General features: G+C 72.3%; 10 protein-coding genes and 3 pseudogenes. 3 read left to right on the top strand and 10 right to left on the bottom strand.

Annotated elements, in window-relative coordinates; all coding sequences use genetic code 11:
• The first annotated feature begins 20 nt into the window (after positions 1–20).
• Positions 21–2741, top strand: a complete 2721-nt coding sequence (locus tag ACQEU1_RS04855) for a BTAD domain-containing putative transcriptional regulator (RefSeq protein WP_433196632.1) — start codon at positions 21–23, stop codon at positions 2739–2741.
• 686 nt (positions 2742–3427) lie between these two features.
• Here ACQEU1_RS04855 and ACQEU1_RS04850 read toward each other — a convergent pair.
• From ACQEU1_RS04850 to ACQEU1_RS04835, 4 genes are read right to left on the bottom strand one after another with little or no spacing between them, the layout of a single operon-like run.
• On the bottom strand, positions 3428–4951 hold the full coding sequence (locus ACQEU1_RS04850; protein ID WP_433196630.1) for an ATP-binding cassette domain-containing protein: 1524 nt from the start codon (positions 4949–4951) through the stop codon (positions 3428–3430).
• Positions 4952–4955: 4 nt separating this feature from the next.
• Positions 4956–5801: an ABC transporter permease gene (locus ACQEU1_RS04845; protein WP_433196628.1), complete on the bottom strand. Its 846-nt coding sequence runs from the start codon at positions 5799–5801 to the stop codon at positions 4956–4958.
• Positions 5798–6748, bottom strand: coding sequence for an ABC transporter permease (locus tag ACQEU1_RS04840; protein WP_433196626.1), 951 nt, complete (start codon positions 6746–6748; stop codon positions 5798–5800). Before ACQEU1_RS04840 ends, ACQEU1_RS04845 begins: the two co-directional genes overlap by 4 nt.
• Positions 6749–8452: an ABC transporter substrate-binding protein gene (locus ACQEU1_RS04835; protein WP_433196624.1), complete on the bottom strand. Its 1704-nt coding sequence runs from the start codon at positions 8450–8452 to the stop codon at positions 6749–6751. It lies immediately after the preceding gene.
• 95 nt (positions 8453–8547) lie between these two features.
• Here ACQEU1_RS04835 and ACQEU1_RS04830 point away from each other — a divergent pair, with 95 nt between their 5' ends.
• A complete protein-coding gene (locus ACQEU1_RS04830; RefSeq protein ID WP_433196622.1) occupies positions 8548–9375 on the top strand; it encodes a M55 family metallopeptidase in 828 nt (275 codons plus the stop codon).
• 69 nt (positions 9376–9444) lie between these two features.
• Positions 9445–10731 carry a M20/M25/M40 family metallo-hydrolase gene (locus ACQEU1_RS04825; protein WP_433196620.1) on the top strand — a complete coding sequence of 429 codons (1287 nt, stop codon included), beginning with the start codon at positions 9445–9447 and terminating at the stop codon, positions 10729–10731.
• 219 nt (positions 10732–10950) lie between these two features.
• Here the strand turns inward: ACQEU1_RS04825 and ACQEU1_RS04820 are convergent.
• The 6 genes and pseudogenes from ACQEU1_RS04820 to ACQEU1_RS04795 all read right to left on the bottom strand — a co-directional run.
• Positions 10951–11211, bottom strand: a pseudogene (locus ACQEU1_RS04820) (pyridoxamine 5'-phosphate oxidase family protein); the annotation flags it as partial.
• Between the two features lie 62 nt (positions 11212–11273).
• A complete protein-coding gene (locus ACQEU1_RS04815) occupies positions 11274–11849 on the bottom strand; it encodes a pyridoxamine 5'-phosphate oxidase family protein (protein ID WP_433196618.1) in 576 nt (191 codons plus the stop codon).
• Between the two features lie 197 nt (positions 11850–12046).
• Positions 12047–12589, bottom strand: a pseudogene (locus ACQEU1_RS04810) (DinB family protein); the annotation flags it as partial.
• A gap of 41 nt (positions 12590–12630) precedes the next feature.
• Positions 12631–12813: a hypothetical protein gene (locus tag ACQEU1_RS04805; RefSeq protein ID WP_433211325.1), complete on the bottom strand. Its 183-nt coding sequence runs from the start codon at positions 12811–12813 to the stop codon at positions 12631–12633.
• A gap of 97 nt (positions 12814–12910) precedes the next feature.
• Positions 12911–13222, bottom strand: a pseudogene (locus ACQEU1_RS04800) (DUF664 domain-containing protein); the annotation flags it as partial.
• Between the two features lie 13 nt (positions 13223–13235).
• Positions 13236–13958 carry a class I SAM-dependent methyltransferase gene (locus tag ACQEU1_RS04795; protein ID WP_433196616.1) on the bottom strand — a complete coding sequence of 241 codons (723 nt, stop codon included), beginning with the start codon at positions 13956–13958 and terminating at the stop codon, positions 13236–13238.
• Positions 13959–13989 lie beyond the last annotated feature (31 nt).

Below are 13989 nucleotides of genomic sequence, written 5' to 3'. Positions count from 1 at the left end.
CTGCGGGAGAATCGTGTCTCGTGAGGTTCGGGGTGCTCGGTCCGGTGCAGGTGGACGGCGTGGAGGTCGCGGCGCCGCGGCAACGCGCGTTGCTGGCGATGCTCGTGCTCGACGCTGGGCGGATCGTGGGCCACGACCAGCTGATCGGCGGCTTGTACTCGCAGCCTCCGGCGGGGGCGGCCAACGCGCTGCAGTCCCAGGTGTCGCGGTTGCGCCGCGCGGTGCCGGGGCTGGTGATCGAGCACCACCCCGCGGGGTACCGGCTGGTCGCCGACCCCGCCGAGGTGGATCACCTGGTGTGCTCGTCGTTGCTGGACGCCGGGCGGGCCGCGGAGGCGCTGGCGTTGTGGCGCGGGCCCGCCCTGGCCGATGTCGAGGCGCCGTTCGTGCAGGTGGCGCGGCAGAACCTGACTGAGGTGCTCATCACCTGCGCGCTGTCCGGCGGGAACGAGAAACACCACCGCGACCTGCTCGCCGAGCACCCGTTGCGGGAGGACCTGCGGGCGGCGCTGATGCTGTCGCTGCACCGCGCGGGACGGCAGACCGAGGCGCTGGAGGTGTTCGCGCGCGGCCGGGAGCTGCTGGCGCGGGAGCTCGGCGTCGACCCCTCCCCCGTGCTGGCGGACGCGCACCTCCAGGTGCTGCGGGCGGGCTCGCCGCACCGGGGTGTGCCGGCGCAGCTGACCAGCTTCGTCGGGCGCGACGAGGACCTGCGGCGGGTGTCGAAGTGGCTGCGGGAGAGCCGGCTGGTCACGTTGATCGGGCCCGGCGGCACCGGGAAGACGCGGCTGGCCGTCGAGGTCGCCCACCGGGAGGCCGGTGAGGTGGCGTTCGTCGACCTGAGCGCGACCGCCGACGTGGTGCGGGCGTTGCTCGACGGAGCCGGGGTGCGCGAGGCCGGGATGTTCACGGGCGGGCCGGGCGCCGAGCAACGGCTGCGGGAGGCGCTGGCGGTGCGCGACGTCGTGCTGGTGGTGGACAACTGCGAGCACGTCATCGACGAGGCCGCCCGCGTGCTCGGCGGGATCCTGGCCGCGTGCCCGGACGTGCGGGTGCTCGCGACCAGCCGCGAACCGCTCGGGATCACCGGGGAGACGCTCAGCCCGGTCGGCGCCCTGGACTCCGAGGCGGCGGTGCGGTTGTTCCTCGACCGGGCGCAGGCGGTGAAGCCCGGTTTCCACGCCGACCCCGAGCTGATCGCGGAGGTGTGCCGGCGGCTCGACGGGATCGCCCTCGCCGTCGAGCTCGCCGCGGCGCGGGTGCGGTCGCTGCCGCTGGCCGAGATCGCGGCCCGGCTGGACGACCGGTTCCGGTTGCTGTCGAAGGGCTCCCGCACGGCCGCGCCCCGGCACCGCACGCTGCACGCCGTCGTGGAGTGGAGCTGGGACCTGCTCAGCGACGCCGAACGCGACCTCGCCGCCCGGTTCACCGTGTTCGCGGGCGGCGCGCGCCTGGACGCGGTGACGGCGGTGTGCGAGTCCGCCGTGGACACGCTGGAGTCGTTGGCGGACAAGTCACTTGTGGAGGTGGTCGACGACCGGTACCGGATGCTCGACACCATCCGGGCGTTCTGCGCCACCCACGCGCCGGACCTGGCCGAACGGCACGCGCGGTGGTTCCTGCGCCTGGCCCAGGACGCCGAACCGCACCTGCGCGCGCACGAGCAGATCGAATGGCTGCACCGGCTCTCTGCCGACCACGACAACCTCGTCGCCGCCGTCGGCTGGGCCACCCGCCACGACCACGCGCTGGCATTGGAGCTCGTGGCGGCGCTGGCGACCTACTACTGGTGCCGCGGGCTGCGCACCGAGGCCGCCCAGCTGGCCGAGGCGGTGCTGCACGCGTGCGGCGAGACCCCGCCGGCGGACCGGGAGCAGGAGTACGCGTTGTGCCTGCTGATCGCGTGGCCCGTGGCGGCCGGGGACCAGAGCGCCCGCATCCGCCAGGCCGACGCGCTGCTGGCCGAGCTGGAGGCGCCGCCGCGGTACCCGATCATGACGATGATGTGGGGCATGGCGCTGGGGGCGCCGGAGAACGACTCGCAGGTCTGGCACCGCCGCAACCGGCTGCTCAACGACGATCCGTGGAGTGCCGCTCTGGCGCTGGTCGGGGACGGCCTGGTCGCGCGGATGGGCGGGGACCCGGAGACCGGCAGGGCGATGCTGCGCCAGGGCGCGGAGGCGTTCACGCGGGTCGGTGACCGGTGGGGCGCGGCGCTGGCGTTCAACCAGCTCGGCGAGATGGCGCTGTTCGACGGCGACCACGCGCACGCGCTGGAGCACATCGAACGGGCGCGGGCGTTGCTCGCGGAGCTCGGTGCCACCGAGGACACCGCCGAGGCCGTCACCGGGCGGGCCCAGGCGAAGGTCGCGGCCGGGGACCTCGCCGGGGCGCGGGAGGACTTCGGGCTCGCGCTCACACTGGCCCGCCACTCCGGAGCGCTGGTCGTGCAGGCCGGGGCGCACCTGGGGCTCGCGGCACTCGCGCGGGTCAGCGGCGACCACGCGCTGGCGGCGGCGGAGTGCGAGCAGGCGTGGGAGCTCACGCCCGGCGGCTGGTACGGGCCCGACGAGATGCGCTGCCACATCGCCCGCGAACGCGGCCGGATCGCCGCGGCCCGAGGAGATCTCGCCGCGGCGCGGGACCACTTCGAGGACGCTCTGCGCCGGGCGGCCGGGCAGCGCAACCAGATAACCGAGACCGCCGTGCGCGCGGAACTCGCCGCCCTGGCCGGGTCGTGACGCGCCGCCACCACAGCCACGGCGGGAGCCTGCGGTGCGCGACGAACGTCCACAGGTCGTCCTCGGCGGTGTCGTCGCGGTGCCGGCGCAGCACCTCCAGGCACTCCCGCGACACCACACCGTGCAGCCGTGCCACGTGCGCCAGCGCCGTGGCGCCCTGCCGGCGGACCTCGAGGCGGTTGTGGTCCAGCGCGCGGGCGACGAGCGGTAAGACGATCAACGGGTCCGGGCACGACATCGCCAGGCCGATCACCGCGACCCCGACCATGTCCTCGTCGCGGTCGAACGCCGCGGCGACCTCCTCTGGCCGGACGATGCCCATCAGCGCCGCGTAGTCGTGCCAGTCGACGCCCTCGCCGCGCATCGCCCGGTCCAGCAGGAACCGCTGCCGCCCGTCCGAGCGCTCGCCGGTGCGTTCCCAGTCCGCGGCCAGGTACCGCCACACCGCGGCGGTGTCGGCGCGGGAGGTCGAGGCCAGGATCCGGCACAGCTCCCGCACGTGCTCCGGATCAGCGGCCTGGGCGAGCTCGGCCAGCACCCCGGGCGGGCGGCCCAGGTCGTGCCACGCCAGCCTCGCCAGCGTCGGCACCTCGCGCACGTCCACCCAGCCGTCGGCCCCGCCCCGCCCGATCTCGGCAGGCGTCAGCGAGGCCCGCGACCGGGCGTGGTCGATCGGGATCACCCGGCTAGACCCGGGGCACCGCGCGCACCAGGGCACGCGTGTAGTCGTGAGAGGGGGTGAGCAGGACCTTCTCGACTGAACCTTGTTCCACGATTGTCCCCTGATGCATCACCGCGACCCGGTCGGCGATCTGCCACGCCAGCCCTAGGTCGTGCGTGATGATCAATGAAGCAAGGCCCAGTTCCGCCCGCAACCGGAGCAGCAACGCCACGATCTCCCCGCGCACCGAGGCGTCCAGCGACGCGACGGGCTCGTCGGCCACCAGCAACCGGGGCCCCAGCACCAGGGCGCCGGCGATCACCACCCGCTGCTGCTGACCCCCGGACAGCTCGTGCGGCAGGGCGTCCAGGTACAGGCTCGCCGGACGCAGCTCCGCCCGTTCCACAGCGGCCGTGACCTGCGATTCCTCGTCGTCGCGAATCCCGTGGACCCGGAGTGCCTCGGCGACCGCGTCGTACACGCGGTGGCGTGGGTTCAGGGCACTGGACGGATCTTGGAGGACCAGCTGCACCTGACGCCGGAACGCCTTGAGCGCCCTGCCTTTCCGAGGCACCTCGGAGCCGTCGAAGATCACCCGACCGGAGGACGGCGCCCGCAACCCCATTATGGTACGAGCCAGTGTCGTTTTTCCGGAGCCGGACTGGCCGACCAGCGCCACGATCTCCCCGCGCCCGACCGTCAGGTCCACGCCGTCGACCGCGCGGGTGCGGCCGTAGTCGACGGTCACGTCCCGCACCTCCAGCAGCGGCGGCGGCGTCGGTTCGGACGAGACCCAGCGGTGCGCCGGGTCGCCGATCACCGGGAACGCCGCCGTCAGCGCCGCGGTGTGCGGGTGGCGCGGGTTCGCGATCACCTCACGGGTGCGGCCGCGTTCCACCACCTCGCCCGCCTGCATCACCGCGAGGTCGTCGCAGGTCTCGGCGAGCACCGACAGGTCGTGGCTGATCATCAGCAGACCGAGGTCCTGCTCGGCGACCAGGCGTTTGAGCACGGAGAGGACCTGCGCCTGCACCACGACGTCGAGCGCGGTCGTCGGTTCGTCGGCGATCACCAGCCGCGGCCCGCACGCCAGCGCCATCGCGATCATGACCCGTTGCCGCTGCCCGCCCGACAGCTCGTGCGGATACGCCCTGGCCTTGGCTTGGGGCAGTTCGACCTGGTCGAGGAGGTCGGCGACGCTGCCGGGCGTGCCGTGCAGGCGCATCGGCTCGGCGATCTGGTCGCCGACGCGGTGCACGGGGTTGAGCGAGTGCATCGCGCCCTGGAACACCACCGACGCCGACGCCCACCGCACCGCCCGCAGCCGGCCCCACGCCATCGTCCGCACGTCGTCGCCGCCGAGCAGGATCTCCCCGTCGACCCGCGCCGCCCTGGGCAGCAGCCGCAGCACCGACATCGCCAGCGTCGACTTGCCCGACCCCGACTCGCCCGCCAGGCCCAGCGTCTGACCGGGCGCCAGCGTCAGGCTCACGTCGTGCACGACGCGGGTGGGTCCGTAGTGGACGGTGAGGTTCCTCAACTCCAGCACGGGGTCACCTCTTCGGCGTCACAACGGCTTCGAGCGCCCGCCCGACGAGCGTGAACGCCAGCACCACGGCCACGATCGCCACCCCCGGCGGCAGCAGGTACCACCACGCGCGCTGCGGCACCGCGCCGTGCAGCTGCGCCTGGTGCAGCAGCGCGCCCCACGAGATCCGCGTCGGATCGCCCAGCCCGAGGAACGCCAGCGTCGACTCCGCCACGATCGCCGACGCCACCGCGAGCGTCGCGTTCACCAGCACCAGCGGCACCACCGACGGCAGCACGTGCCGGCCGATCACGTGCGCGTGCCCGCCGCCCAGCGCCCGCGCGCGTTCCACGAACGGCCTGGCCTCGATCGTCAGCGTCTGCGCCCGCACCATCCGCGCCGTGGACGGCCAGCTGGTCAGCCCGATCGCCAGCACGATCGTGCCCAGCCCGCGCGGCAGCACCGTCGACAACGCGATCGCCAGCACCAGAGCGGGCAGCACCAGGAAGAAGTCCGTCACCCGCAGCAACGTCCCGGCGACCAGCCCGCCGAAGTGCCCGCTCGTGATCCCGACCAGCGTGCCGATGCCGACCGACAGCACCGCCGCCGTCAGCCCGACGAACAACGACGTCCCGGCCCCCTGCGCCATCAGCACCGCCACCGACCGGCCGGTGTGGTCGGTGCCCAGCCAGTGCCCGGCACCCGGTGCCTGCCACGCCGCCGCCGTCACCCGCGTGACGTCCAGCGCGTCGGCCGGGATGAACAACGGCGCCAGCACCGCGACGACCGCGGCCGCCACCAGGATCGCGGCGCCCGCCACGCCCGCGCGGTGCTCCAGGAACCGCGCCACAGCCGGACTCCGGACGCTCATCCGACCCTCACCCGCGGATCCAGCACGCCGTGCAACAGGTCGGCCAGCAGGTTCATCACCACGACCGCGCCCGCCGTCACCACCAGCAACCCCTGCAGCAGGAAGTAGTCCGGCCCGGTCAGCGCGTCGTAGAACAGCAACCCCAGCCCCGGCCACGAGAACACCGTCTCGGTCGTGATCGCCCCCGCCACCACCAGCCCGAACCGCAGGAACACCAGCGTGATCGCCGGCAGCACCGCGTTGGGCACCGCGTGCCGGCGGCGCACCAGGTCGTCGCGCAGCCCCTTCGCGCGCGCCGTCGTCAGGTACGGTGCGTGCATCTCCTCCAGCAACGAGGACCGCATCACCAGCACGTACTCCGCGCACACCACCGCCACCAGCGTCACCGACGGCAGCACCAGGTGATGGGCGACGTCGAGCGCCTGCGACACGAAGTCCGGCGCGGTGTCGGTGTCGCGCATGCCCCGCGACGGGAACAGGTCCCCGGTCACCATCATCAGCAGCATGCCGAGCCAGAACGTCGGCACCGCCCACAACGTCAGCGACACCCCGGTCGTCACCCGGTCCAACGCCGAGTCGCGCCGCCACGCCGCCCGCACCCCGAGCCACAGCCCCAGCAGCACCGCGATCAGCGTCGCCGTGCCCACCAGCAGCAGCGTCGGGCCCAGCCGCTCCAGGATCACGTCCGCGACGGGCCTGCGGAACGTGAACGACGTCCCCAGGTCACCGCGCAGCAGCGAGGTGAAGTAGCCCCAGAACTGCTCGTGCAGCGGACGGTCCAGGCCGAACTGCGCGCGCAGCTCGGCCTGCAGCGCCTCGGTGGTCGGGCGGCCCCGCGTCATCGAGACCACGGGGTCGCCCGGCACCACCCGGAACAGGAAGAAACCGAGCACCGCGACCATCAGCAGGCTGAGCGCGGCACCACCGAACCGACCGGCCAGACGCACCTACTCGCGCTCCCCCGCCGTGGCCCTGCGGCGCCGGGCCAGCACGACGAGCAGGACCGCCACCGCCGCGACCGCGGTACCGGCCAGGGCGAACCCGGTCCAGCCCGTGCCCGAGACCGCGGCGCGCTCGGCGGGTTCGGCGGCGTAGTAGCCCCACATGCCGTTCTGCGCCATGATCACGCCGCCCTGCGCGGGCTGGGTGGTGAACCGGGCGAAGTGGTCGGAGCGGTAGCCCTCCAGCGCGTTGTCGTAGGCGAGCACCACCGCGGGCACCTGGTCGTAGAACCGCGCCTGCATCCGCTTGACGATCTCCACGCGCCTGCCCTCGTCGAACTCCGAGAGCTGCTGGGCGTAGAGCTTGTCGTAGGCCTCGTCGCAGAAGTACGTGTCGGTGGTGCCGCCCTTGCCGTCCGCGCCGGGGCGTTGCGCGCAGGTGTGCAGGCCGAGCACGAAGTCCGGGTCGATGTTGGTCGACCAGCCCGAGAACGCCAGGTCGTAGGTCGCGGCGGTGGTGGCCTCGTTGAGCTGGTTGTCCGACACCAGCCGCACGTCCAGCGCGATGCCGATGTCGCTCATCGACCGCTTGAGGTACTCGCTGGCCTGCTCGTCGTAGGCGCGCCCGGCCCGGCCGATCAGCCGCAGCCCGAACCGGGTGCCGTCGGCCTTGCGGGGGTGTCCGGCGGCGTCGAGCGCGGCGTTGGCGGCGGCCGGGTCGAACCTGCGCAGCTCCTGCTCGCTCGGCTGCCAGTGCCACTTGCCGAACACCGGCGGCACCAGCCCGCCGCCCTTCTCCGCGTAGCCGAGGTTCACCCGCTGCACGAGCGCGTCGAGATCGACGGCCTGCGCGATCGCCCGGCGCACCGCGACGTCGCGCAGGGCCGGGTTGCCGTCGCCGATCGGCTCACCGGTGCGGGTCTGCGCACCGGGGTTGATCATCAGCTCGGTGAAGCGGCGGCCCTGCGCCTTGTTGCGGGTCACGCCCGCCTTGCCCGCCAGGGAGTCGAACTGGGCGGGCGCCATCCGGTTGACCAGGTCGACCTCGCCCTTGCCCAGCGCCTGCACCGCGGCGTCGGAGTTCTGGAAGTACACGAAGTGCAGCTCGTCGTACTTCGGCGCGCCCCGCCAGTACTGCTTGTTGGCCTTGAGCTTGATGAACTGCCCCGCCACGTGCTCGGTCAGCACGAACGGGCCCGACCCGACGACCGGCATCTGGTCGTTGGCGTAGTCCTTGACGCTGCCGACCTTCTCCCACACGTGCCGCGGCACGATCGGCACGTCCAGCGCCAGCATCGTGACCTGCGGCGTCTTCGTGCGGATGACCACCGTGCGGTCGTCGGTCGCGGTGACGGTCTGGAAGTTGGCGACGAACCCGCCGTTCGCGGTGCGCGCGACCTCGTCGGTCATCATCAGGTTGTAGGTGAACGCCACGTCGTGCGCGGTGATCGCCTGCCCGTCGGACCACTTCTTGCCCTCCGGGACGGTGAACGTCCAGGTGAGCTTGTCTGCCGAGGGCTCCCACCTGTTCGCGAGGCCCTCGGTCACCGACTGGTCGTCGGCGGCGTAGGCGGTCAGGTAGTCGTACATCAGCCGGCCGATCTCCGTGCTCGACTGGAACACCGCGAGGAACGGGTTCATCGAGTCGATCTGCTGCACGATCGCGACCTTGAGGATCACCGGCTGCTGCGCCGCCGCCGGTGGTGTCACGAACCCCAGTGTCGTTGCGACAGCAAGCAACGCGCACAACTTCACCCGCACGAAAACCCCTCTTCCCCAGCAGCCCACCGCTAACTTACCGAGATGTGCGGATCATGATCTCGGCGGACATGGAAGGCGCCACCGGAGTCACCTGGACCGGGGACGTGGTCCCTGGAACGGAGCAGTGGCAACGGTTCCGGCGCCTGTTCACAGCGGACGTCAACGCCTGCGTCGCCGGACTCGTCGCGGGCGGGGCGGAGCGGGTGCTCGTCAACGAGGCGCACTCCTCGCAACGAAACCTGCTGCTCGAAGACCTCCACCACGCCGCACGCCTGCTCACCGGCCGGCACAAACCGTTGTCGATGATGCAAGGTATCGACTCCGAAGTGGACGGTGTGGTCTTTCTCGGCTACCACACCGGCGCCGGCGCGCGCGGCGTGCTCGCGCACACCTACCTGGAGAACTCGATCACCGGCGTGTGGCTCGACGGCGAGCACGCCTCCGAAGGCCGCCTCAACGCCGCCCTCGCCGCCGAACACGGCGTTCCGGTGCTGCTCGTGACCGGTGACGACCTCACCTGCACCGACGCCACCGGCTACGCACCGGACGCCGCCGCGGTCGCCGTGAAGGAGTGCGTGTCGCGCTACGCCGCCGTGTGCCTGCCCCCGGCGGTGACTTCTTCACAGATCACAGAAGCGTCACTTTCGGCCATGTCCCGTGCGGGCCGAACGGCGCAATCCGTGACACCGCACCGCATCGAGATCGAGTTCGACGCCACCCACCTCGCCGAGGCGGCCGCCCTCGTGCCCACCGTCGACCTGGTCGGCGAACGGCGCGTCGGCTTCGACGCCGCGTCCATGACCGAGGCCATGAAGGCGTTCAAGGTCGTCACCCACATCGCCGCCGCCGCGATCGAGGACCTCTACGGCTGAGGCCCCACACCCCGGCCGGCACTCGCGGCTGTGCGATTCCACATCGGACGGGCGGCTACCGTGGGATTCATGTCGCTCGACGTCGCGCAGGTGTGCGCAGACCTGATCCGGTTCGACACCACCAACCGCGGCGGCGGCGACAGCGCGGGCGAACGCGAGGCCGCCGAGCACGTCGCGGGCCTGCTGCAGGACAGCGGCGTGCCGTCGACGTTGCTCGAACCGGCCCCGCGCCGCGCCAACGTGCTGGCGCGCGTGCCCGGCACCGACCCGTCGCTGCCCGCGCTGCTGGTGCAGGCGCACCTCGACGTCGTGCCCGCCGATCCGGCCGAGTGGAGCTTCGACCCGTTCGGCGGCGAGATCCGCGACGGGTTCGTGCACGGCCGCGGCGCCGTGGACATGAAGGACATGGCCGCGATGACGTTGACGGTGCTGAGCCGCTGGCACGCCGAGGGCCGCCGTCCGCGCCGCGACGTCGTGCTGGCGTTCGTCGCCGACGAGGAGGACCAGGGCGTCCACGGGGCGCACTGGCTCGTGGAGCACCACGCGGCGCACTTCGCCGGGGTCGAGGCGGCGATCAGCGAGTCCGGCGCGTTCTCCTACGACGTCGGCGGCGTGCGGCTCTACCCCGTCGGCACCGCCGAGCGCGGCACGTCGCACATGAGGCTCACCGCCACCGGCCGCGCCGGGCACGGGTCGCGCCGCAACGACCAGAACGCGGTGACCGCCCTGGTCACGACGCTGGCGCGGATCGCGGCCGTGCGGCACCCGGTGAGGCTGACCCCGACCGTGGAGGCGTTCCTCGTCGGCGCGGGCAAGGCACTGGGCGTCGAGGTCGACCTCGACGACGTCGACGGCACCCTCACCCGCCTCGGCCCCGCGGCGAAGCTGGCGGAGAACACCGTGCGCTGCTCGGCCACCCCGACCATGCTGCAGGCCGGCTACAAGGTCAACGTCATCCCCGGCACCGCGACCGCCCAGCTCGACGTCCGCACCCTGCCCGGCACCGTCGACGAACTGGTCACCACCCTCGACGCCCTGCTGGAACCCGGCGTGACCCGCGAGTTCCTGGAACACCAGCCCCCGGTCGAGGCGCCGATCGACACGCCCTGGTTCACCGCCATGGCCGACGCCCTGCGCGCCGAGGACCCCGCCGCGCACGTCCTGCCGTACTGCCTGGGCGGCGGCACCGACGCCAAGGCGTTCAGCCGGCTGGGCATCCACTGCTACGGCTTCTCACCGCTGCGGCTGCCCAAGGGCTTCGACTACCGGGCGATGGCCCACGGCGTCGACGAACGCGTCCCCGTCGCCGGCCTCGAGTTCGGCGTCCGCGTCCTGGACCGCTTCCTGTCGAGCTGACCGGCGCTCCACCAGCTCCTGCACCGCGCTGGGCAGCGTCGACTCGAAGTCGATCAGCTTCGCCCACGTCGGCGTCACCACGATCCGCACCATGCCGTCGACATACAGCGACCGCACCTCGCGCTCCCACTCCACCCGCTGCTCCGGCGACATCTCGTAGCTGCCGTTCATCTGCAGGTACTCCTCCGGGATGCCGTCGACGTGATCGAGCTCGACGGTGCCGCGGACCAGCAGGATCTTCGGCGGGTGCACCTCGGTGTCGATCGTCAGCGCCACCGCCGGATTGGCCTTCAGCGCGTGCAGCTTCGGCGCGTTCTTCGTCGTGCACAGCACGACCTGCTCGCCGTTCCAGGTGAACGCGATCGGCACCACCCGCGGTGTGCCGTCCTTGGCCACGTACGCCATCCGCAGCACGTCGCGCCGCAACAGCTCCGCGCTGTGCGGCCGGCCCAGAACCTCGGTGATCTCGTCCCGCGTCATCGTCGTCATGCCCAGGGGACGGAGCCGCCCCGCCGTTCTCGACACCGCCCCGGAAAACTTCGTCACCGCGGCGGCAGCGGCAACTCCATCGCCGGCAACCCGTCGATGCTCGCGATGTTGTACGGCTTCTTGTCGGTGTACTCGCGGAACTCCTCGTCGGTCTTGCGCCCGAAGTAGTCCGCGTGCAGCTCCCGCTCGCTGCGGTAGTCCATGAACGGCACCGCGAACCCGCACGTGTCGCTGATCAGTTCCGCCGTCACCACGATCACCGCCCGCAACGCGGGCCCGTCCGCCTCCCCGAACCCCGCCACCAGCTCGGCGAACCGCGGGTCGTCCCGGAACACCGGCTCACCCCGCCCGTGCACGCGCACGATGTTCGGCGGCCCCTCGAACGCACACCACATGAGCGTGATGCGGCCGTTCTCCCGCAGGTGCGCGATCGTCTCGGCGTGACTGCCGCCGAAGTCCAGGTAAGCCACCGTGCGGTCGTCGAGGATCCGCAACGTGCCCTGCCGGCCCTTGGGCGAGAGGTTGACGTGCCCGTCACCGGCCAGCGGGGCGCTGGCCACGAAGAACACCTTCTGCCGCTCGATGAACTCCCACAGCCGCGGCTCGATCCGCTCGTATTCCTTACCCATGCTCAGCAGTATCGATCGCCGGGTGTCGCCTGTCAGCGTGATTCCCAGGTGGCGATACCGCTTGGGCCGAGCCGAGAGGGAAGGACGCCTCGCCTTCGGCTTTGCCAGGCCCTGAAGACATCCTTGACCCGTCTTGGCTCGACACTTCAGGCATGGGCCGCCGCCTCGCGCCTAGCCCACACCTGGCCTGATGCGCGTCAGGCCAGGCCCGACGCCCGCAGCGCCTCCTGCTCCACCCGAGCCCGGTAGGCCTGCCAGTCCTGGTCCGGCAGGTTCGAGTTCCCCGACCGCAGCCCGGCCGCCCCGTCCAGCCCCTCCCGCAGGATGTCCGCGTGCCCCGCGTGCCGGTTCACCTCGGCGATCTCGTGCACCAGCAGCAGCTGCAGCGTCACGTACCGCCGCTCCTCCGGCCACCACGGCACCACGCCCGGCGCGTCCAGCGGCAGTTCCTCGATGCTGGAGTCCGCGAACGCCGTCGCCCGCGCGAAGAAGCCCAGGATGTCCTCGCGCGTCTCCGACGCGGTGGCGAACATGTCGGAGTTCGGGTCGGCGTCGACGTCGAACGGCAGCTTCTCCGGGAACGGGCGGCCCAGGCAGTCGCCGAAGTAGCCCACCTCGACGCCCGCCAGGTGCTTGGCCAGGCCGAGCAGGTTCGTGCCGGTGGGGGTGAGCGGGCGGCGGACGTCGTACTCCGACAAGCCGTCGAGCTTCCACAGGAACGACTCGCGGGCGGTCTTCAGATAGCGGTGCAGGTAGGTCTTCGGATCAGCGGCCATGGCCCTCACCCTGGCAGAGCCCGGTCCGCAGCGGCGGCGATTTCCTCCAGCCGGGCGTGGTGCCCGGCCCACCACGAGGCCTCCACCGCGGGCATGTTCGTGTTGCCGTCCTGCATGCCCACCGCGCCGTCGATCAGCTCGCGCACCACGTCCGCGTGCCCGGCGTGGCGGTGCAGCTCGATCGACACCTGCACCAGCACCTGCCGCAACGTCACATCGCGGGCGGCCCTCGCGCCACCACGAGACGTGGCCCGCGGCGTCCAGCGGCAGCGCGGCGATCGTCGCGTCCGCGAACTCCCGCACCTCGCCGTAGAACGCGACGACGGACTCCCGCGTCTCGTCGGCAGAGGCGTACATGTCCGACGCGGGTAACGCGTCGGCCGTCGACCACAGCGGCGGCGACGGGAACGGGCGGTCGAACACGCGGCCGAAGTAGTTGAGCTCCACGCCGGCCGCGTGCTTCACCAGGCCCACCAGGTTCGTGCCCGTCGGGGTCAGCGGGCGGCGCGCGTCGTACTCCGAGAGGCCGTCGAGCTTCCACAGCAACGCCGAACGCGCCGCGTTCAGATACCGGTGCAGGAGGTCCTTTTCGTCCACACCCGACAGCGTCTCAGACGGCACCGACAGTTCTGAGCACCAGCAGGTCGAGGTGGTCGACCACCGGGCCGGACTCCACCTCGGCCGCCGCGCGCAGCCGCCGCAGCCCCGCCGCGAACTCCGCCGCCGTCAGCGACCGCAGCAACGTGTCCGCCTCCTGCCGCACCGTGGAAGCCCTGTCCGCCAACGACGACGCCGTCACCTGAGGCACCGGCGACAACAACTCCACGCCGAACCCGAGACCGTCCGCCACCTCGGCGACCGAGGGAAACCCGGACAGCGCCCGCTCCGCCTCGGGGAAGAACCGGAACAACCCGATCCCGGAGTGCCGCTCGCGGAACAACGACCGCACCAGCACGACCCCGCCCGGCCGCAGCACGCGCCGCAGCTCCGCGCCGGCGGCCGGCAGGTCGCGGACGTGGTGGATCACCGTCGACATCCACACCACGTCCACCGACTCCGCCGCCAACGGCACCGAGCACGCGTCCCCGGCCAGCATCGGCACCCCGGAGGCCGCGCGCATGTCCGAAGACGGCTCCACCGCCACCACCGACACATCCGGGAACCACGCGCCGAACGCCCGCACGAACAACCCGGTCCCGGCGCCCAGGTCCAGCACCACCCGGCCCGGCGTGAGGTACGGCGCCACCGCGTCCCGCCACGACGACAACCCCTCGAGCGCGATCTCCCGCGCCACCCGGTAAGAACCCGCCTCCACGGCGTCGTAACGCGTCATCCCACCACATAACCCCATACGAATGGCGGGC

It is taken from the genome of Lentzea sp. CA-135723, from assembly GCF_050936595.1.
GTDB lineage: Bacteria > Actinomycetota > Actinomycetes > Mycobacteriales > Pseudonocardiaceae > Lentzea.
This window is presented reverse-complemented; position numbering and strand designations above follow the sequence as displayed.

Bases quoted from the DNA above. Each gene is read 5' to 3' on its own strand.
- ACQEU1_RS04795 (WP_433196616.1), bottom strand. From the start codon at position 13,958: ATGACGCGTTACGACGCCGTGGAGGCGGGTTCTTACCGGGTGGCGCGG.
- ACQEU1_RS04845 (WP_433196628.1), bottom strand. From the start codon at position 5,801: ATGAGCGTCCGGAGTCCGGCTGTGGCGCGGTTCCTGGAGCACCGCGCG.
- ACQEU1_RS04815 (WP_433196618.1), bottom strand. From the start codon at position 11,849: ATGGGTAAGGAATACGAGCGGATCGAGCCGCGGCTGTGGGAGTTCATC.
- ACQEU1_RS04825 (WP_433196620.1), top strand. From the start codon at position 9,445: ATGTCGCTCGACGTCGCGCAGGTGTGCGCAGACCTGATCCGGTTCGAC.